Origin of the sequence: Streptomyces aureus, assembly GCF_001418135.1 — a bacterium.
Taxonomy (GTDB): Bacteria; Actinomycetota; Actinomycetes; order Streptomycetales; family Streptomycetaceae; genus Streptomyces; species Streptomyces aureus_A.
The window spans coordinates 1-20,052 of the sequence record NZ_LIPQ01000256.1 but is presented as its reverse complement, the minus strand read 5'-3'; the positions used below and the strand labels follow the sequence as shown (position 1 = coordinate 20,052).

11 protein-coding genes are annotated in these 20,052 nt (G+C 70.4%); 7 read left to right on the top strand and 4 right to left on the bottom strand.

The genetic code is table 11. The features are described 5' to 3' along the window. The first annotated feature begins 8 nt into the window (after window positions 1-8). The 3 genes from AOK00_RS21470 (at window position 9) to AOK00_RS21460 (ending at window position 3,162) form a co-directional block, all read left to right on the top strand. Window positions 9-968, top strand: a complete 960-nt coding sequence (locus AOK00_RS21470) for a GlxA family transcriptional regulator (protein WP_055601921.1) — start codon at window positions 9-11, stop codon at window positions 966-968. Between the two features lie 113 nt (window positions 969-1,081). Then, complete coding sequence (gene gap / locus AOK00_RS21465) at window positions 1,082-2,077, top strand: type I glyceraldehyde-3-phosphate dehydrogenase (protein WP_055601920.1); 996 nt, start codon at window positions 1,082-1,084, stop codon at window positions 2,075-2,077. 209 nt (window positions 2,078-2,286) lie between these two features. Beyond that, complete coding sequence (locus AOK00_RS21460; RefSeq protein WP_079042114.1) at window positions 2,287-3,162, top strand: poly(ethylene terephthalate) hydrolase family protein; 876 nt, start codon at window positions 2,287-2,289, stop codon at window positions 3,160-3,162. A 79-nt stretch (window positions 3,163-3,241) separates the two neighbouring features. On the opposite strand, the gene AOK00_RS39160 is transcribed toward AOK00_RS21460, so the two are convergent. From AOK00_RS39160 to AOK00_RS21440, 4 genes are all read right to left on the bottom strand, one after another. Beyond that, window positions 3,242-3,796 carry an HAAS signaling domain-containing protein gene (locus AOK00_RS39160; protein ID WP_055601919.1) on the bottom strand — a complete coding sequence of 185 codons (555 nt, stop codon included), beginning with the start codon at window positions 3,794-3,796 and terminating at the stop codon, window positions 3,242-3,244. Further along, the gene (locus AOK00_RS21450) at window positions 3,793-4,164 is read right to left on the bottom strand and encodes a PadR family transcriptional regulator (RefSeq protein ID WP_055601918.1); all 372 of its coding nucleotides are present in this window, start codon (window positions 4,162-4,164) and stop codon (window positions 3,793-3,795) included. Before AOK00_RS21450 ends, AOK00_RS39160 begins: the two co-directional genes overlap by 4 nt. A gap of 99 nt (window positions 4,165-4,263) precedes the next feature. Further along, the gene (locus AOK00_RS21445; protein WP_055601917.1) at window positions 4,264-7,353 is read right to left on the bottom strand and encodes a glycoside hydrolase family 3 N-terminal domain-containing protein; all 3,090 of its coding nucleotides are present in this window, start codon (window positions 7,351-7,353) and stop codon (window positions 4,264-4,266) included. Window positions 7,354-7,426: 73 nt separating this feature from the next. Next, a complete protein-coding gene (locus AOK00_RS21440) occupies window positions 7,427-9,346 on the bottom strand; it encodes a lectin (protein WP_055601916.1) in 1,920 nt (639 codons plus the stop codon). 237 nt (window positions 9,347-9,583) lie between these two features. Here AOK00_RS21440 and AOK00_RS21435 point away from each other — a divergent pair, with 237 nt between their 5' ends. The 4 genes from AOK00_RS21435 to AOK00_RS21420 all read left to right on the top strand — a co-directional run. Continuing rightward, window positions 9,584-10,594 (top strand): LacI family DNA-binding transcriptional regulator, encoded by a 1,011-nt coding sequence (locus AOK00_RS21435; protein WP_055601915.1) that lies wholly within the window; start codon window positions 9,584-9,586, stop codon window positions 10,592-10,594. 289 nt (window positions 10,595-10,883) lie between these two features. Continuing rightward, window positions 10,884-14,255, top strand: coding sequence for a CARDB domain-containing protein (locus AOK00_RS21430; protein ID WP_055601914.1), 3,372 nt, complete (start codon window positions 10,884-10,886; stop codon window positions 14,253-14,255). A 31-nt stretch (window positions 14,256-14,286) separates the two neighbouring features. Further along, window positions 14,287-18,576: a discoidin domain-containing protein gene (locus tag AOK00_RS21425; protein WP_055601913.1), complete on the top strand. Its 4,290-nt coding sequence runs from the start codon at window positions 14,287-14,289 to the stop codon at window positions 18,574-18,576. 306 nt (window positions 18,577-18,882) lie between these two features. Then, a partial coding sequence (locus tag AOK00_RS21420) for an ABC transporter substrate-binding protein (protein WP_055601912.1) occupies window positions 18,883-20,052 on the top strand: 1,170 nt, incomplete at its 3' end.

Here is a 20,052-nt window from a genome sequence, read left to right as displayed (position 1 = left end):
TGGTACCCGTGCCGCACACTCCCCGCCTCCATCGCGTCGCCGTCCTCGTGCTCGAAGGGGCGAAGCCGCTCGACGTCGGCATCCCCGCGCAGGTCTTCACGACCCGCGCGAGCATGCCGTACGAGGTGAGGGTGTGCGGCGCGGAACCCGGTCTGGTCGCCGGGGGCGACGGCCTCTCGTACGCCGTCGCCCACGGTCTCGACGCGCTCGCCTGGGCCGACATCGTCTTCGTCCCCGGCTACCGCTTCCCCGACCGCGAGGACCCGCCGCGCGGTGTGGTCGACGCGCTGATCGCGGCCCACGACCGGGGCGCCCGCCTCGCCGCCATCTCCACGGGCGCCTTCGCGCTCGCCGCGACCGGCCTGCTCGACGGCAAGCGGGCCACCACCCACTGGCACTACACCCAGGCCCTCGCGGCGAAGCGCCCCCTCGTCCACGTCGACGAGAACGTCCTCTTCGTCGACGAGGGGAGCGTGCTCACCTCCGCCGGCGCCGCCTCCGGCATCGACCTGTGCCTGCACATCCTGCGCGGCGACCTCGGCGTGGCCGCCGCGAACCACGCCGCCCGACGCCTGGTCGCCGCCCCCTACCGCAGCGGCGGCCAGGCGCAGTACGTGCCGCGCAGCCTGCCCGAGCCGCTCGGCGAACGGTTCGCCGCCACCCGTGAATGGGCCCTGCACCGGCTCGGAGAGCCGCTCACCCTGGACGTCCTCGCCCACCACGCGGCGGTCTCGGCGCGCACCTTCTCCCGCCGCTTCGTCGAGGACACCGGGTACACGCCCATGCAGTGGGTGATGCGCGCCCGCGTCGACCTCGCGCGGGAACTCCTGGAGCGCTCGGAGCGGAGCGTCGAGCAGATCGCCGCCGATGTCGGCCTCGGCACCGGAGCGAATCTGCGACTGCACTTCCAGCGCATCCTCGGCACCACGCCGAGCGAGTACCGGCGCACCTTCACCAAGGGCGAGTAGACCCCTCGCCGGTCTTGGCGCGATCCTTGCGGACCGTGGCGATCACGCCTCTGTCAGGACCGTTCCCGCCGGGCGAACCTGGTGGCGACGCAGAAGTTGAAGGGACACCATTCATGACTCGCATCGCCATCAACGGATTCGGCCGCATCGGACGCAACGTGCTCCGCGCGCTGCTCGAGCGCGACACCGACCTCGAGGTCGTGGCCGTCAACGACCTGACGGAGCCGAAGGCCCTCGCGCGACTGCTCGCCTTCGACTCGACCTCGGGCCGCCTCGGCCGTCCCGTGAGCGTCGACGGCGACACCCTCGTCGTCGACGGCCGCCGCATCAAGGTCCTCGCCGAGCGCGAGCCGGCGCAGCTTCCCTGGGCCGAGCTCGGCGTCGAGATCGTCCTTGAGGCGACCGGCCGGTTCACCAACGCCAAGGCCGCCCGCGCCCACATCGACGCCGGTGCCAAGCGCGTCCTCGTCAGCGCGCCCGCCGACGGTGCCGACGTCACCCTCGCGTACGGCGTCAACACCGACGCGTACGACGCGGACCTGCACACGATCGTCTCGAACGCCTCGTGCACCACGAACGCGCTCGCGCCGCTCGCCAAGGTCCTGGACGACCTGGCCGGCATCGAGCACGGCTTCATGACGACGGTCCACGCCTACACGCAGGAGCAGAACCTGCAGGACGGCCCGCACCGCGACCCGCGTCGTGCCCGTGCCGCCGGCGTGAACATCGTTCCGACCTCGACGGGTGCCGCCAAGGCGATCGGCCACGTGCTGCCGAACCTGGACGGCAAGCTGTCGGGCGACTCGATCCGCGTTCCGGTCCCGGTCGGCTCGATCGTCGAGCTCAACACGACCGTCGCCCGCGACGTGACCCGTGAGGACGTCCTCGAGGCGTACCGCACCGCGGCGGCCGGTCCGCTCGCCGGTGTCCTGGAGTACTCGGAGGACGCGCTGGTCTCCTCCGACATCACGGGCAACCCGGCCTCGTCGATCTTCGACTCGGAGCTCACCCGTGTCGAGGGCCGTCACATCAAGGTCGTCGCCTGGTACGACAACGAGTGGGGCTTCTCGAACCGCGTGATCGACACGCTCCAGCTGCTGGCCCGCTGACCCCGGACGCCGGCACCGAGCTCCGCCCTCGCACGTCGCCCTCGCCGAACCACGGATTCGGCGGGGGCGGTGTGCGTTCTGGGCAGATGCACAAACGGGTGGCGCGAGGTCTGGGCTCCTGCGGACAGACACCCGCCCCGGTGAGCTCGATCATGGCCTGGTCACGCTTGCGAGGACGCGCAACGTGCCGGATCCGTAAAGGAGTTCGTATGCCAGGGAGAGCGAGTCGGGTGTTCGGCGGTCTTCTGCTCGCCGCCGTGATGGCCGTGGGCACCGCGCCGGGCACGGCCGGCGCGGCCGCCGACGCGGGGACCGCGGGGACCATTCCGTCCGTCGGCACCGACTGGGGCCGGACGGGGCCGTACGAGGTGGCCGTCGACATCGAGGCCGTGCACACCTTCTACTATCCGCGGGACATGGGGCAGGCGGGCGAGCGCCACCCGGTCGTCATCTGGGGCAACGGTACGGGCGCCGTGCCCGGCGTCTACAGCTCGCTGTTGCGGCACTGGGCGAGCCAGGGCTTCATCGTCGCCGCGGCCAACACCCCCACGTCGAACTTCGCCCTCAGCATGCGCGCGGGGATCGACGTCCTGGAGCACCGGAACGCCGACAGCTCCAGCGCGTTCCACGGCAAGGTGGACCTCGACCACATCGCCTCGGCGGGTCACTCGCAGGGCGGAGCCGCCGCCGTCAACGCGGCCGTGGACCCCCGGGTCGACACCGCCATCCCGATCCAGCCGGGTCCGCTGACCGACCCGGACCTCATGGACGAGCCCGTCTTCTATCTGGCCGGCCAGCGCGACCTGACGGTGTGGCCGGCCCTGGTGAAGGCGCTGTACCGGGACACGGACCACGCCCCCGCCGTGTACGGCGAGGTCCGGGGCGCCGGGCACCTCAGCTCCATCGGCGACGGCGGGGACTTCCGCGGCCCGACCACCGCCTGGCTGCGTTACTGGCTGCTCGGCGACGAGAACGCGCGCGGGATGTTCTTCGGCCCCGGGTGCGGCTACTGCGTCGACGGGGACCTGTGGTCCGGCTGGGACCGCAACGCCGAGGCGCTCCGGATTCCCGGGCCCGCCGCCTGACAGCTGCTCCGCGCAAACGGGCGGCTCCGGGTCGGCCCCTCGGTGAGGGCCCGACCCGGAGCCGTGTCGCTCCCCGGGGTCAGCGGCGCAGGGCCCGCAGCAGGAGGGCGGCGCCGAGGGCCGGGACGGCCAGCGAGAACGCGAGGATCAGCAGGACCTCCATCGGCCCGATCCGGGACGCGTCTCCGAGCAGCGCGCCCAGGAAGACCACGAAGGGCACGGCCGCGCCCGTCGCGGTCCCGATGAGCTTCTGACGGTTCTCCCACTGGGGCGCGCCCCACAGCAGCACCAGGGCGACGATCAGCGCGATCGCCCCGGCGTACGGGTTGAGCAGGAGGAGCACTCCGGAGACGCCCAGCAGGATCGCGGTCAGTTTGGTGCGGCCGGTGCTGGGCGGTGCCGCCGGTCCGGCCGGGGCCTCCTCGGCGAGGGCGGAGGCGGCGACGGTACGGGGCTCGCCGAGGCCGGCGAGGACGGCGCGGATCTGGTCGTCGCCCTCCGCGCCGCTGACCTCGACGTGCTCGCGGAGGTCCGCGAGGAGTTCGGCCCGGCGCTCGGCGGGCAGCTCGGCCGTCTCGCGTGCGACGGCGTCGAGGTAGGCGGCGACGAGCGGGTGCTGGTCGGTGGTGTTCATCCGGAGTCCCCCTGTGGGTCGGTGAGGAAGTGGTCGACGGCGTCCCTGAACAGCGGCCACGCATGGGCGAACTCGGTGAGGGAGGCCCGGCCGACGCGCGTGAGCGTGTAGTAGCGGCGCGGCGGTCCGCTGGGGGAGTCGCGCAGCTCGGTGGCGACGAGTCCTTCGCGGCGCAGTCGTGACAGCAGGGGGTAGATCGTGCCCTGACTGGTGGTCATCACGCTGACCGCGGAGAGCTCGGCGACGAGCTCGACGCCGTACTTCGGCTCGTTCCTGAGCAGCGCGAGGACGCAGTACTCCAGCACTCCCTTGCGGAGCTGGCTGGGGACCCTGTCGCCCGCCTCGTTCATTGCGTTACCAGGAACCATGCAATGCAAGATAGCTCCGGAAGCTGACCACGACAAGCCCGACCCCCGGGGGGTGTCACTCTCCCCCCGGGGGTCGGGCCGTTGTCCCCGCGCTCTCCGTCAGCCCGCGGCCTGGTACGCCTCCGTCAGCTTGCCGACCGCTCCCGCGAGGTCCCCCGTGAGCAGCAGATGGTCCGCGTCGGCGAAAGGCCCGGCCGTGGCCTCGGTGATGTGCTGGCCGATCCTCTTCTGGACGATCTGCCGCGCCACCGCGACGAGCTTCCGCCCCTCGGCGGAGTCGCCCCGGCCGACCGCCTGGAGCGCCTTGGCGGCGACCCGCAGGGCCCGCAGAGCGGGCTCCCCACCGGACGGTGCCGGGGTGAGGGTGGTCAGCCCCCAGCCGTACGGGTACTGCGGGTCGTAGCTGCTGTCACCCACGTTGAGGGGCAGCTGGGACTCCGACTTCGGCCACGTCACCGGAAGCTGCCCGGTGAACGGCCGCTTTCCGTAGAGGACGTCGGCGACGCCGTCGCCCTCCGTGCCCGGCAGCCAGGAGGCGACCAGGGCGTCGACGGCCGGCAGCCGGTCGCCGATGAGCTGCGGGCGCCCCGACACGACCAGGACCGCGCACGGCATCGCCGCGCAGACCTTGTCGACCGCGGCCTTGTCGGCGGCCGTCAGTTCGAGGTCGTTGCCGTTGCCCACGTCACCGAAGCCCTCCGCGTACGGGGTCTCGCCGACCACCACCACACCGACGTCGTAGCCCTCGGTCGGCGCGGAGGCGTCCTTCGACCAGCCGATCCTGGCCTCCGGCGCGGCCTTCCGCATGCCTTCGAGGATCGTCGTGCCGGTCGTGGTGCGGCCGGAGGAGCCCTGCCAGCTGATGGTCCAGCCACCGGCCTGGTTGCCGAGGTCGTCGGCGTTCGACCCGGCCACGTACACCTTCTGGCCGGGCTTCAGCGGCAGGACGGAACCCTCGTTCTTCAGGAGCACCTGCGACTTCGCCACGGCCTCCCGCGCCACCGCGCGGTGCTCGGCCGAGCCGATCGACGGCAGGTTCGTGGTGTCCGCGTACGGCTTCTCGAAGAGACCGAGGCGGAACTTCTGGGTCAGGATGCGGGCCACCGCGTCGTCGATCCGTGCGGTGGGGATCCGGCCGGACCCGACCTCGGAGGTGAGGGTCCGGGTGAACTCCTGGTAGTTCGTCGGCACCATGATCATGTCGAGACCGGCGTTGACCGAGGTGCGCACATCGCTGGGGTAGTCGCCGGGGATCTGGTCGATGGCCTGCCAGTCGCTGATGACGAAGCCCTCGAAGCCCATGCGGTCCTTGAGGACGCCGTTGATCATCTCGGCGTTGGCGTGCATCTTCACCGGACCCTGCTCGTCCCCGAGGATGTCGAGCGAGGAGTACGAGGGCATGACCGTGCCCGTACCGCGCTTCACCGCCTCCGCGAACGGGGCCAGGTGCACGGCCTCCAGCTCCGCGCGGCTGACCTTGGTGACGCCCTGGTCGATCGTGTACGAACCGGTGGTCGAGGAGCCGAAGGCGGTGCCGCCGTCGCCGACGAAGTGCTTGGCGCTGGTGAGGACCTTGTCGTTGCGGTCGAGGTCCTTGCCGTTCCGCGCGCCCTGCATGCCGGTGATGACGGTCTCCATCGCGGTGACCAGCGCGGGGTCCTCGCCGAAGGCCTCGTAGGAACGGCCCCAGCGCTCGTCGCGGGTCACGCAGAGGCACGGGGCGAAGTCCCAGGGCACGCCGGTCGCCCGGACCTCCTTCGCCGTGACGGCGCCGGTCCGCGCGGCGAGCTCCGGGTCACGGCCGGCGCCGATGCCGATGTTGTGCGGCATGATCGTCGCGCCGATGACGTTGTTGTGCCCGTGCACGGCGTCCACGCCGTAGATCAGCGGGATCTGGAAGCGGGTCGCCCGCGTGCGCAGCTGGTACGCGTCGACCATCGCCGCCCAGGCCGCGGGCGTGTTCGGCGTGGGGACCGAGCCGCCGCCGGAGAGCAGTGACCCGAGGGCGTATCCGGCGATGTCACCCTGGGCCTTCAGCGCGTTGCGCTCGGCCTGCGTCATCTGTCCGGCCTTCTCCGCCAGGGACATCCGGGAGAGCAGATCGGCGACCCGCTTGCGTACCGGCAGCCTGGCGTCGAGGTACGGCAGACCGTGCGCGTTCACCACGACCAGCGGGGTCTCGGCGGGAGCCTTGGCGCCGTCGACCGTGAGCCGCAGCGGAATCGTCTCGGCGGACTCGGCCGTACCGTCCTTCAGGGTCTGCACGGTGATCGAGCGGGTCGTACCGGAGGGCGTCCCCGCGGGGAACTCGACGCTGCCCGTGACCGGCCGGTAGTCCTTCCCCGGCTCGGCCCCTCCCGGCTCGGTGCCGCCGCTCTCCGTCCCGTACGTCACGGTGACGGGCTCACCGATCGGCCCGAAGCCGGTGGTGGCCACCGAGACGTCGACCCGGGCAGTGCCGCCCTCGTCGACGGGGTGCACGACGGACTTCGTGACCACCTTGGTGTTCAGGGCGGGCTCCGCCGTGCCGTACAGCTCGACGCCGTCCAGGGCGAACGACCCCGGCCCGCCGGTCGGGAGCGTGACCGCGTATCCCCACATCCGGTCGAGGCCGAGGACCTGGTCGATGCCGCCGACGGGCTGGTAGTCGGTCCGGTACTGGAACTCCGAGAACGGGACCTCGACGAGGTGCCAGCCCTCCCAGTCGTCGGTGAAGGAGGTCGTCCACAGCTCGGACGCCTCGCCGTTCGCGCCGCCGTCCTTGATCTCCAGGGCGATCCGCTTGCCCGAGCCGGGCGGCAGCGGCGCCGTGTTCTGGCCGTACCACCAGAACCGGATGCCCTTGTACGCCGTCCAGTCGTGCGCCGGCCGGTCGAAGGCGAAGTCGTGGGTGAAGCCGCCCCAGCCGCTGATGTCGTAGCGGCCTTCGAGGACCTTGCCGCCCTCGGGAGCGTCGGCGCGCTCCCTCAGTTCGAGCTTCGGGTGCGACTCGGTGGCGTTTCCCCAGGTGAACAGACCCTCGGCGGGCGGTGACGCGAAGGGGACCTCGCCCTCGAACCGGTCGACGGCCCGGGGTGCGGGTTCCTGTGCGGCGGCGCTCGGCAGGCCGCCGGTGAGCAGACCGGTGAGGACGGCCGTGGTGGCGACGACGGTCGCGCTCACCGTTCTGCGGGGACGTGCGGGTGGCATTCGGGCTCCTTGAAGGGCCGGTCTGTGGGCCCTGTGCGGGGGAGGAGGACGGAGGGGAGCGGGAGGCGGCGGATCAGGCCGCGTTGTGGGTCCACTTCTGGTTGGCCCCGCCGGTGCAGGTCCAGATCTGCGCCCGGGTCCCGTCGGCGGAGGAGTTGCCGGTGATGTCCAGGCACTTGTTCGCGCCGGTGTTGACCACGTCGTGCGTGGTGGCGTTGTACGTCCAGCGCTGAGCCGCGGTGCCGTTGCAGTTGTACAACTGGACCTGGGCGCCGTCGGCCGTCGAACCGCCGGTGACGTCGAGGCACTTGCCGAGTGCCCGGACGCTGCCGTCGGCGGCGAGCGTCCAGCGCTGCGCCTCGGTGCCGTTGCAGCCGTACAGCTGGACGGGGGTGCCGTCGGCGCCGGCGCCGCCGGCCACGTCCAGGCACTTGCCGGCCAGACCGGTCAGCGTGCCGCCACCGCTCTCGCCGCCACCGCTCGTCCCGGACCAGGTGAAGGTCGCGGTGGTGCGGGCGGGCAGCGTGTACGTGAAGGACTGGTTGCCCCAGTCGACCCGGACGGACTGGGCGGAGGTGCCGCCGTTGTGGGCGATCAGCGCCTTGGAGCCGTCGGTGTTGCGCCAGGCCACGTTCTGGACCGTGCTGTTCGCGGTGGAGTCGATGCGGTACGCGCCGGGCTTCACGAACTTGGTGAGGTGGCCCGTGGTGTAGTACTCGACGGTGTAGTCGACCTGTCCGGCACGGGCGCCGCCCTCCTGCACGGTGATGAGGCCGGTGCAGGTGCCGCAGCCGCCGTTGTGCGGACCCATGTTCTGGTTGAGGCCCAGGCTCCACTTGACCAGGCTGCCGCTCCAGTTGCGGGCGTAGGTGACGATGTCGCTCATGTCCTCGTTGTGCTGGTTCCCGATCCAGGTGCCGCCCGAGTGCTCGGTGCTGAACTGCTTCACCGACGGGTACTGGTTGTGGACCTGGGTGCCGACGGCCGGGTCGCCGAAGTAGCCGTGCCAGGCGATGCCGCCGAACAGCGGATCGTTGCGCACTCCCGCGTCGTTCAGGATCCCGGCGCCGAAGTTGGCGTAGTCGCCGTAGTTCCAGTCGTGGACGAGGACCTTGGTGGTGATGCCCGCGGCCCGGAAGGCCGGGTAGACGTGGTTCTTGGTGAACTCGACGAGCCCGGCCGGGTTCCAGCTCATGCCCGGGTAGTTCATGGCGGTCGGGTTGCCGGCCTGACAGCAGTTCGGCTCGTTCTGCACGGAGAGGTAGTCGACCTTCACCCCCGCGGCCTGGTAGCTCTGCACGTACTTCACCAGGTACTGGGCGTACAGCGGGTAGTACTCCGCCTTCAGCCAGCCCATCTGGTCCATCCGGCCGTTGTCCTTCATCCAGCCCGGCGCGCTCCACGGCACGCCCTTGACCCGGAGGGCCGGGTTGAGCTGCTTGGCCTGCGCGGTCAGCAGCCGGACGTTGGTGTCGTAGCCGTTGGTGCCGAAGTCGTCGAGGCCGCAGCAGGTGTCGTCGAGGGAGACGTTCCCGGGCCGGGAGAGGTCCGAGGCACCGATGGGGTTGCGGACAAAGGACAGGCCGATGCCCTCGGTCGGCGAGAACAGCTTGCGCATCACGTCGTCACGGGTGGCGGCGCTGACGGCGCCGCCGCGCAGCAGATGGGCGGTGGTGTCGGTGATCGACGCGCCACCGCCCTCGAACTGCTGGTACGTGGTGTTCTCGTTGACGGTGACGGTGTGGTTCGCGGAGCCGCCGGCCGGGCCGAAGGCGAGGGGCGCCTGCTGGGCGAGACCGCGTGTGACGGTGCGGCCGCCGGAGTCGGAGGTCGTGGTGAGCCAGACGTCCACCCGCTCGCCCGCGGCCTGGGCGGTGCCGGGACCGGTGAGGACCAGGCTGCCGGCGACGAGTGCGCCGGCGGTCAGGGCGGTGAGCGGCCGGAGGCGCCGGGTGCGGAGCCCGGCGGCCGCTCGCCGCTCTCGTCTCTCCACTCCCCGCCGGAGGAACGTGCGTACACGCCTACGTGTGTTATGCACCTGACAACCCTTTCGCCGTCTCGCGCCCAACGGACAACAGCAGCAAGCCTTTTATCAAGTCATGAAGTTATGAGGCGCCCTTCTGCCCGTCAACCCTTCAAGCGTTGTCCGCTCTCATGGGTTGCGTTCGTGCACTGCAAGAGCTTGGTAACGACGCAACTCGCTTGCGAAGCTTGCGATACTCTTGCGTGCATGACGCGACGACTTGCTCAAGTGGCCAAGAAGGTGGGAGTCAGCGAGGCGACGGTCAGCCGTGTCCTCAACGGAAAGCCCGGTGTCTCCGAGGCGACACGGCAGTCCGTCCTCACCGCGCTCGACGTGCTCGGATACGAGCGGCCCACACAGCTGCGGGGCGAGCGCGCGCGCCTGGTCGGCCTCGTGCTGCCGGAGCTGCAGAACCCCATCTTCCCCGCGTTCGCGGAGGTGATCGGTGGCGCGCTCGCGCAGCAGGGGCTGACCCCCGTCCTGTGCACCCAGACCAAGGGCGGCGTCTCCGAGGCGGACTACGTCGACCTCCTGCTCCAGCAGCAGGTGTCCGGAGTCGTCTTCGCCGGAGGGCTGTTCGCGCAGGCCGACGCCCCGCACGACCACTACCACCAGCTCGCCGAGCGCAACATCCCGGTGGTCCTGATCAACGCCTCCATCAAGGGGCTCAACTTCCCCTGCGTCTCCTGCGACGACGCCGTCGCCGTCGAGCAGGCCTGGCGCCACCTGGCCTCCCTCGGGCACGAGAGGATCGGCCTCGTCCTCGGCCCCGGTGACCACGTCCCCTCCCGCCGCAAGCTCGAAGCGGCCCGGGCCGTGGCCGAGGCCGCCGGCGGGGACCTGCCGGACGAGTACGTCGTACGGTCGATCTTCTCGCTCGAAGGCGGGCAGGCCGCCGCCACCCGCCTCTTGGAGCGGGGTGTCACCGGCATCGTCTGCGCCAGCGACCCGCTCGCCCTCGGCGCCATCAGGGCCGCCCGCCGCCGCGGCCTCTCGGTTCCCGCCCAGGTGTCCGTCGTCGGCTTCGACGACTCCGCCTTCATGAACTGCACCGAGCCGCCGCTCTCCACCGTGCGCCAGCCCATCGAGGCCATGGGGCGCGCCGCCGTCGAGCTGCTCTGCGCCCAGATCCAGGGCACGCAGACGGACCCCGGTGAGCTCCTCTTCGAGCCCGAACTCGTGGTGCGCGGCTCGACCGCGCCGCCGCCGACCGTCTGATCCTCCCGCTCACCGTTCCCGGCTCCGGCGCCGGGGAGGCCTCACCGCCTCCCCGGCGCCGTTTTTCGTTGACCTGCGCGGATGCGGCGGCCCAACCCCCGTTTCTGTCACGGCTGTTGACAAAGCGGTGACCTGCTAGAAACCTGACACCCCGGCGGCGCAAAAGATTAACGAAAATGCTCAATAAATCTGTCACTCGCCGTCATTCATTGTCAGAGTTCCGCTGGGTTCCTGGCGAGAGGCCGTGTGCCGGCTCCGAACCGGTGGCCCAGCAGGCGGAGAGGCCCATATGAGAGGCAAAATCCTGAGCTGGCGGCTGACGATCGGCGTCCTGATAGCCGGACTGATCGCCGTCGGACTCCTTCCGGTCACCGCGTACGCGATGGCCGCGACCAACCTCGCCCTCGGCAGAACGGCCACGGCATCCGGCGCCCACGGCGCCTACCCGGCCGGCAACGTCACCGACGGCAGCCAGCAGTCCTACTGGGAGGGCCCCGCAGGATCGTTCCCGCAGTGGGTGCAGGTCGACCTCGGCGCCGGAACCCGCGTCGACAGCGTCGTCCTGAAGCTCCCCACCACCTGGGAGGCCCGCTCCCAGACCGTCGCGGTGCTCGGCAGTACCGACGGCACCACCTTCACCACCCTCGCCACGCCCCAGCCGCGCGCGTTCGACCCCTCCGCGTCGAACACCGTCACCGTCGGCATCACCTCCACGACGACCCGGTACGTCCGCGTGCAGGTGACGGCCAACACCGGCTGGAACGCCGCCCAGCTCTCCGAGGTCGAGGTCTACGGCGAGAGCGGCGGCGGCCCGGTCGACCCGCCGCCCACCGGCACCAACCTCGCGCGCAACAAGCCCATCGAGGCGAGCTCCACGACCCAGACGTACGTCGCGGCCAACGCCAACGACGACAGCACCACCAGCTACTGGGAGTCCGCCGGATTCCCGGCCGACCTGACGGTCAAGCTCGGTGCCAACGCCGATGTCACGGCCGTCGTCGTCAAGCTCAACCCGGCCCAGGTCTGGGGCCCGCGCACCCAGGCCATCCAGGTCCTCGGGCGGGAGCAGGCCGCCTCCGGCTTCACCTCGCTCAAGGCACGCGCCGACTACGCGTTCAACCCCTCCACCGGGCAGAACACCGTCACCATCCCGGTCACCGGCCGCTACGCCGACCTGCGGCTGACCTTCTTCTCCAACACCGGCGCCCCCGGCGCCCAGGTCGCGGAGTTCCAGGTCGTGGGCGCGGCGGCACCCGGCCCCGACCTCACCGTCACCGATCTGACCTGGTCTCCGTCCACCCCCTCCGAGACGGACACCGTGACCGTCGACGCCACCGTGCGCAACGCCGGCACCGCGGCGGCCGCCACTTCGACCGTCGAGGTCAGTGTCGAAGGTGCCGTGGCCGGTTCCGCCCAGGTCGGCGCCCTCGCCGCCGGTGCCTCGGCGACCGTCCCGGTCACCGTGGGCAAGCGGCCCGTGGGCTCGTACACCGTCTCGGCGGTGGTCGACCCGACCGACACCGTCCCCGAGCAGGACAACGGCAACAACAGCCGCACAGCCGCCACGAAACTGGTCGTCGGCCAGAGCCCCGGCCCCGACCTGCGGGTCACCGGGATCACCAGCAACCCGACCAGCCCCGCCGTCGGCTCCGCCGTCACCTTCACCGTCGCCGTCCAGAACCGCGGCACGACCACCGCCGCCGGCACGGTCACCCGGCTGACCGCGGGCACCACCACCCTCAACGGCACCACGGGCACCATCGCCGCGGGCCAGACGGTCACCGTGCCGATCTCCGGCAGCTGGACCGCCACCACCGGCGGCGCCACCCTCACCGGGACCGCCGACGCCACGGGCACCCTCACCGAGACCGACGAGACGAACAACGTCTTCTCGCGCTCCCTCGTCGTGGGCCGGGGCGCCGCGGTTCCGTACACCGAGTACGAGGCGGAGGACGCCCGCTACCAGGGCACCCTGCTCACAGCCGACCAGAAGCGGACCTTCGGGCACACCAACTTCGCCACCGAGTCCTCCGGCCGCAAGTCGGTCCGGCTCAACGCCACCGGTGAGTTCGTCGAGTTCACCTCCACCAACCCGGCCAACTCCGTCGTCGTCCGCAACTCCGTGCCCGACGCCGCCGCGGGCGGCGGCGCCGACGCCACGATCAGCCTCTACGCCGACGACGTCTTCGTCCGCAAGCTGACCCTGTCGTCCAAGCACAGCTGGCTCTACGGCAGCACCGACGACCCCGAAGGACTCACCAACCGTCCCGGCGGCGACGCCCGGCGCCTCTTCGACGAGTCCCACGCCCTGCTCGCCCAGTCCTACCCGGTGGGCACGAAGTTCCGCCTCCAACGCGACGCCGGGGACTCGGCGTCCTTCTACATCATCGACCTGATCGACCTGGAGCAGGTCGCGCCCCCGGCCGCCAAGCCGGCGAACTGCGTCTCCATCACCGAGTACGGCGCCGTCCCCAACGACGGCATCGACGACACCGACGCCCTCCAGCGCGCCGTGACCGCCGACCAGAACGGCCAGATCCCCTGTGTCTGGATCCCCGCCGGACAGTGGCGCCAGGAGCAGAAGATCCTCACCGACGACCCGCTCGACCGCGGTCAGTTCAACCAGGTCGGCATCCGCGACGTCACCGTCCGCGGCGCGGGCATGTGGCACTCCCAGCTCTACACCCTCACCCCGCCGCACGAGGCCGGCGGCATCAACCACCCGCACGAGGGCAACTTCGGCTTCGACATCGACCACAACACCCAGATCTCCGACATCGCCATCTTCGGCTCCGGGGCGATCCGCGGCGGTGACGGCAACGCCGAGGGCGGCGTGGGCCTCAACGGGCGCTTCGGCAAGGACACCAAGATCAGCAACGTCTGGATCGAGCACGCCAACGTCGGCGTCTGGGCCGGCCGCGACTACTCCAACCTCCCCGAACTGTGGGGCCCCGGAGACGGCCTGGAGTTCACCGGCATGCGGATCCGCAACACCTACGCCGACGGCATCAACTTCGCCAACGGCACCCGCAACTCGACCGTCTTCAACTCGTCCTTCCGCAACACCGGCGACGACGCCCTGGCCGTCTGGGCCAGCAAGTACGTCAAGGACACCTCGGTCGACGTCGGCCACGACAACCACTTCCGCAACAACACCGTCCAGCTGCCCTGGCGTGCCAACGGCATCGCGGTCTACGGCGGTTACGGCAACACCATCGAGAACAACATCATCTCGGACACCATGAACTACCCAGGGATCATGCTCGCGACCGACCACGACCCGCTGCCCTTCTCCGGCCAGACCCTCATCTCCAACAACGCCCTGCACCGCACCGGCGGGGCGTTCTGGAACGAGGACCAGGAGTTCGGCGCCATCACCCTCTTCGCCCAGGGCCAGCCGATCCCCGGCGTCACCATCCGGGACACCGAGATCCTCGACTCGACCTACGACGGCATCCAGTTCAAGACGGGTGGCGGCGAGATGCCGGACGTGAGGATCACCAACGTCCGCATCGACAAGTCGGTCAACGGCTCCGGGATCCTCGCGATGAGCGGCGCCCGCGGCAGCGCGACGCTGACCGGCGTCACCATCACCCACTCGGCCGAGGGAGACGTCCTCGTCGAGCCCGGATCCCAGTTCGTCGTCAACCGGACCGGCTGACCCCGTGCACACGAATCGAGAGCGAGGACGGATGAGTTTCCGCCACTGGAGATCACGGGGCCTGAGCGCCGTGATCGCGACCAGCCTCCTGGCCCTGGGAGGACCCCTCATGTCCGCCCAGGCGGCGGGCGGCCCCAACATCGCCCTGGGCGACGCCGCCGCGGCCTCCGGATCCCACGCCGAGTACGGCGCCGCGAACATCACCGACGGCAACCAGGGAACGTACTGGCAGAGCGCCGGCAGCACCCTGCCCCAGTGGGTCCAGGTCGACCTCGGCGCCACCACCCGCGTGGACGAGGTGGTCCTGAGACTGCCCGCAGGCTGGGAGAGCCGCAACCAGACGCTCTCCGTCCAGGGCAGCGCCGACGGCACGAGCTTCGCCACCCTCAAGAACTCCGCCTCCTACACCTTCGCCCCGGGCGCGGCCAACACCGTGACGGTCTCCTTCCCGGCCACCCAGGCCCGGTTCGTACGGGTCGACATCACCGCCAACACCGGCTGGCAGGCCGCGCAGCTCTCCGAACTGGAGGTCCACGCCGCCGACGGGTCCTCGGCCAACCTGGCGAGCGGCCGTACCCTGACCGCGAGCAGCCACACCGAGGTGTACGCGGCGGGCAACGCCAACGACGGCAACCGGGCCACCTACTGGGAGAGCGCCAACAACGCCCTCCCGCAGTGGATCCAGGCCGACCTCGGCTCGTCCGTCCGCGTCGACCGGGTCGTCCTCCGGCTTCCCGACGGCTGGGGCGCGCGCAGCCAGACCCTCAAGATCCAGGGCAGTGCGAACGGCACCGCCTTCACCGATCTGACCGCCGCCCAGGCGTACACCTTCGACGCCGCCGGGGGACGGGCCGCGACGATCACCTTCGACGCGACCACCACCCGGTACGTCCGGGCCCTCGTCACGGCGAACAGCGTCCAGCCCGCCGCCCAGCTCTCCGAGCTGGAGATCTACGGGCCGGCCTCGGGCGACACCCAGGCACCGTCCGCGCCCGCGAACCTCGCCCTCACCCAGCCGGCCACCGACCAGATCCGGCTCACCTGGAACGCCGCCACCGACGACACCGGCGTCACCGGCTACGACGTCTATGCCAACGGCACCCTGCTGGCCGGCGTCGCCGGGAACGTCACCACCTTCACCGACACCCGGCCGGCGAACCAGACGGTCACCTACCGGGTCCGCGCCAAGGACGCGGCGGGCAACCAGTCCGCAGACAGCAACGCCGTCACCCGCACCGGCGACACCGGCGACACCCAGGCTCCGACGGCCCCCGCGAACCTCGCGTTCACCGAGCCCGCCGCCGGGCAGATCAAGCTGACCTGGAACGCCTCCTCGGACAACACCGGCGTCACCGGCTACGACGTCTACGCCGACAACGTCCTCCGCGGCAGCGTCGCCGGAAACGTCACCACCTACACCGACAACCAGCCGGCCTCCGCGACCGTCACCTACCGCGTCCGCGCCAAGGACGCGGCGGGCAACCAGTCGAGCGACAGCAACGCCGTCACCCGCACCGGCAGCGGCGGCACCGGCTCCAACCTCTCCGTCGGCAAGGAGATCAACGCCTCCTCCGTCGTGCACACCTTCGTCGCGGCCAACGCCAACGACAACAACGTCAGCACCTACTGGGAAGGCGCCGGCGGCAGCTACCCGAACACCCTGACCGTCAAGCTCGGCTCCAACGCCGACGTCGACCGCCTCGTCCTCAAGCTCAACCCGGGCACGGCCTGGTCGACCCGCAGCCAGACCGTCGAGGTCCTCGGCCGCGAGCAGAGCGCCACCGGCTTCAGCGTCATCACGGCCGCGAAGAGCTACACCTTCGACCCGGCGAGCGGCAACACCGTCACCCTCCCCGTCTCCGCCCGCGTCGCCGACGTCCAGCTGAAGTTCACCGCCAACACCGGCTCCGCGGCGGGCCAGCTCGCCGAGTTCCAGGTCATCGGCGTCCTCGCCCCCAACCCCGACCTCGAGGTCACCGGCCTCACCACCACGCCCGCCTCGCCGGTCGAGTCGGACCCGATCACCGTCACCGCCACCGTCCGCAACAGCGGTCCGGCCGCCGCACCGGCCAGCGCCGTCGCGCTGCGCCTCGGTGGCACCAAGGTCGCCACCGCGCAGGTCGGAGCCCTGGCCGCGGGCGCCCAGACCACGGTCAGCGCCTCCATCGGCGCCCGCGACGCCGGCAGCTACCAGCTCAGCGCCGTCGCCGACGAGGCGAACGCCGTCATCGAGCAGAACGAGTCCAACAACACCCACACCCGCCCCACCGCCCTGGTGGTCGCGCCGGTGTCCAGCTCCGACCTGGTCGCCGCCGCGGTGACGACGTCGCCGTCCAGCCCGGCCGCAGGTGACACTGTCACCTTCAAGGTGGCCCTGAGGAACCAGGGCACCGCGGCGAGCGCAGCGGGCGCCCACGGCGTCACCCTGACCCTGACGGACTCGACGGGCGCCACCGTCAAGACCCTGACGGGCACCCACAACGGAGCCCTCGCGGCCGGTGCGGGCGCCGAGGTGAACCTCGGCCCGTGGACGGCGGCCAACGGCTCCTACACGGTGAAGACGGTCGTCGCCGACGACGCCAACGAACTCCCGGTCAAGCGCGCCAACAACACCTCCACCCAGCCCCTCTTCGTCGGACGCGGCGCCAACATGCCGTACGACATGTACGAGGCGGAGGACGGCACCGTCGGCGGCGGAGCGACCGTCGCGGGGCCGAACCGCACCATCGGCGACATCGCGGGCGAGGCCTCCGGCCGCAGGGCCGTCAGCCTGGACGCGACGGGGGAGTACGTCGAGTTCACCACCCGGCGCTCGACCAACACCCTGGTGACCCGCTTCTCCATCCCGGACTCCCCGGGCGGCGGCGGCATCGACTCCACCATCAACGTCTACGTCGACGGGGTGTTCAAGAAGTCGCTCCCGCTGACGTCGAAGTACGCCTGGCTGTACGGTGCCGAGGCCGGACCCGGCAACTCCCCGGGCTCGGGGGCACCGCGCCACATCTACGACGAGGCGCACCTGCTCCTCGGCGGGACCGTCCCGGCGGGCAGCAGGATCCGGCTCCAGAAGGACGCTGCGAACACCTCCACGTACGCGATCGACTTCGTGAACCTGGAGCAGGTCGCCCCGGCCGGGAACCCGGACCCGGCCGCGTACACCGTGCCGGCCGGATTCGGCCACCAGGACGTGCAGAACGCCCTGGACAAGGTCCGGATGGACACCACGGGCACGCTCGTCGGTGTCTACCTGCCGCCGGGCGACTACCAGACGGCGAGCAAGTTCCAGGTGTACGGGAAGCCGGTCAAGGTGGTCGGCGCCGGACCGTGGTTCACGACGTTCCACGCCCCGTCGACCCAGGACAACACCGACGTCGGCTTCCGCGCCGAGGCGGCGGCCAAGGGCTCGCTGTTCAAGGGCTTCGCCTACTTCGGGAACTACACCTCGCGCATCGACGGACCGGGCAAGGTCTTCGACTTCGCGAACGTCACCGACATCGTCATCGACGACATCTGGAACGAGCACATGGTGTGCCTCTACTGGGGCGCCAACACCGACCGGATCACCGTCAAGAACTCCCGGATCCGCAACCTGTTCGCCGACGGCATCAACATGACCAACGGCTCGACGGACAACCACGTCGTCAACAACGACGCGCGGGCCACCGGTGACGACAGCTTCGCCCTGTTCTCCGCGATCGACGCCGGCGGCGCCGACATGAAGAACAACGTCTACGAGAACCTCACCACCACCCTGACCTGGCGGGCGGCGGGCGTGGCCGTCTACGGCGGCTACAACAACACCTTCCGCAACATCCACATCGCCGACACGCTCGTCTACGCCGGCATCACCATCTCGTCCCTGGACTTCGGCTATCCGATGAACGGCTTCGGGACCGAACCCACGACCTTCGAGAACATCTCCGTCGTCCGGGCGGGCGGCCACTTCTGGGGCTCCCAGACCTTCCCCGGCATCTGGGTGTTCTCCGCGTCGAAGGTCTTCCAGGGCATCAGGGTGAGCCATGTGGACATCGTCGACCCCACGTACAGCGGGGTGATGTTCCAGACGAACTACGTGGGCGGCCAGCCACAGTTCCCCATCAAGGACACCGTGTTCACGGACGTCTCGATCACGGGCGCGCGCAAGAGCGGTGACGCGTTCGACGCCAAGTCCGGGTTCGGCCTGTGGGCCAACGAGATGCCCGAGTCGGGGCAGGGGCCCGCCGTGGGGGAGGTGACCTTCAACGGGCTGCGGCTGAGCGGCAACGCGGTGGACATCCGTAACACCACCTCCACCTTCAAGATCAACGTCGTCAACCCGTAGTCCGGCCGGCGGGACACCCCGCCCTCACCTCGCGAGGCCGATGCAGGTGGCTTGCAGTCACTTGCATCGGTCTTGCGTGCGTTCTGTCACCCGTCTCTCGTGCGGTGCCCTGTGGCCCCGGTCTCGTGCCCCTGAACTATCGGCTTCCTGAGCGGTCAACCAGTCCCATCAGCCCCTGACTGTCAGGCAATTACGAAATCAGCGCGATATCTTGCGTTCACTTGTTGATGGTGGTTGAGTGAGCGGCGCCCCACAACGCACAGGCGGTGGGGCGACCTCCACGTTCAGGCCCGAAGGGGACCACTCATGAGAAGTGCCCGGTTCCGCCGTACGCGCCGCGCCAGCGCGGTCACCCTCGTCTCCGCGCTCACGCTGACCGCGCTCGCCGCCTGCGGCACGAGCAGCAGCAACAACGGCAGCGGCGGTTCCGAGGGCGGTGGGTCCTCCGACCCCACCGCCCCGCTGGACCCGAAGACCAAGGTCACGCTCACGATCGACTGCATGCCCCCCGCGGCGAAGGCGGCCGAGCTCAAGGAGTGGAAGGAGGACGTCGCCGAGTTCAACAAGACGTACCCCAATGTCACCATCGAGGGCCGCTCCACCCCCGGCCAGTGTCTGGAGCCGCCGCGGTTCACCGCGATGCTCAAGGCCAAGTCCCAGCCGGACGTGTTCTACACCTACTTCACCGACCTGCCGCAGGTGCTCTCCGAGAACGGCGCCGCGGACATCACCGCGTACGTCAACGACAAGAGCGTCCCGCTCCTCAAGGACATCGACCCGAACGTCCTCGGCTCCCTCAGGCAGGACGGCAAGCTGTACGGCCTGCCCACCAGCAACTACACGATGGGCCTGCTGGTCAACCGCAAGCTCTTCAAGGACGCCGGCCTCGACCCCGACGCCCCGCCGCGCACCTGGGAGGAGCTCCGCGCCGCCGCCAAGAAGATCGCCGGACTCGGCAACGGCATCGCCGGCTTCGGTGAGTACAGCGCCGGCAACACCGGCGGCTGGCACTTCACCGCCCAGATGTACAGCGTCGGCGGCGAGGTCGTCGACGCGAGCGGCAAGAAGGCCGCCTTCAACAACGAGCTCGGCAAGCAGGTCGCCAAGAACCTCCACGCCATGCGCTGGGAGGACGACAGCATGGGCAAGACCCAGCTGCTCAAATGGGGCGACCTGCAGAAGCAGATAGCCACCGACAAGCTCGGCATGTTCCTCGCCGCCCCCGACGACATCGCGTACATGGTCCAGCAACTCGGCGCGAAGTACGAGAACTTCGGCATGGGGCCCATCCCCGGCGAGAAGAACACCCTGGCCGGTGGCAACAACTACATGATCAAGCAGGGCATCTCCGGCGACAAGATCAAGGCCGCCGTCGCCTGGCTCAACTTCAAGAACCTCACCGTCGGCAAGGGTCAGTTCGACTGGGCACGCACCAAGCGGGACGCCCTCCCCGTCGGCGTCCCGCTTGGTGCGTGC

Excerpts from the sequence above, each read along its gene's own strand:
- gap (WP_055601920.1), top strand. The coding sequence starts at position 1,082 with ATGACTCGCATCGCCATCAACGGATTCGGCCGCATCGGACGCAACGTG.
- AOK00_RS21460 (WP_079042114.1), top strand. The coding sequence starts at position 2,287 with ATGCCAGGGAGAGCGAGTCGGGTGTTCGGCGGTCTTCTGCTCGCCGCC.
- AOK00_RS39160 (WP_055601919.1), bottom strand. The coding sequence starts at position 3,796 with ATGAACACCACCGACCAGCACCCGCTCGTCGCCGCCTACCTCGACGCC.
- AOK00_RS21450 (WP_055601918.1), bottom strand. The coding sequence starts at position 4,164 with ATGGTTCCTGGTAACGCAATGAACGAGGCGGGCGACAGGGTCCCCAGC.
- AOK00_RS21445 (WP_055601917.1), bottom strand. The coding sequence starts at position 7,353 with ATGCCACCCGCACGTCCCCGCAGAACGGTGAGCGCGACCGTCGTCGCC.
- AOK00_RS21435 (WP_055601915.1), top strand. The coding sequence starts at position 9,584 with ATGACGCGACGACTTGCTCAAGTGGCCAAGAAGGTGGGAGTCAGCGAG.
- AOK00_RS21430 (WP_055601914.1), top strand. The coding sequence starts at position 10,884 with ATGAGAGGCAAAATCCTGAGCTGGCGGCTGACGATCGGCGTCCTGATA.
- AOK00_RS21425 (WP_055601913.1), top strand. The coding sequence starts at position 14,287 with ATGAGTTTCCGCCACTGGAGATCACGGGGCCTGAGCGCCGTGATCGCG.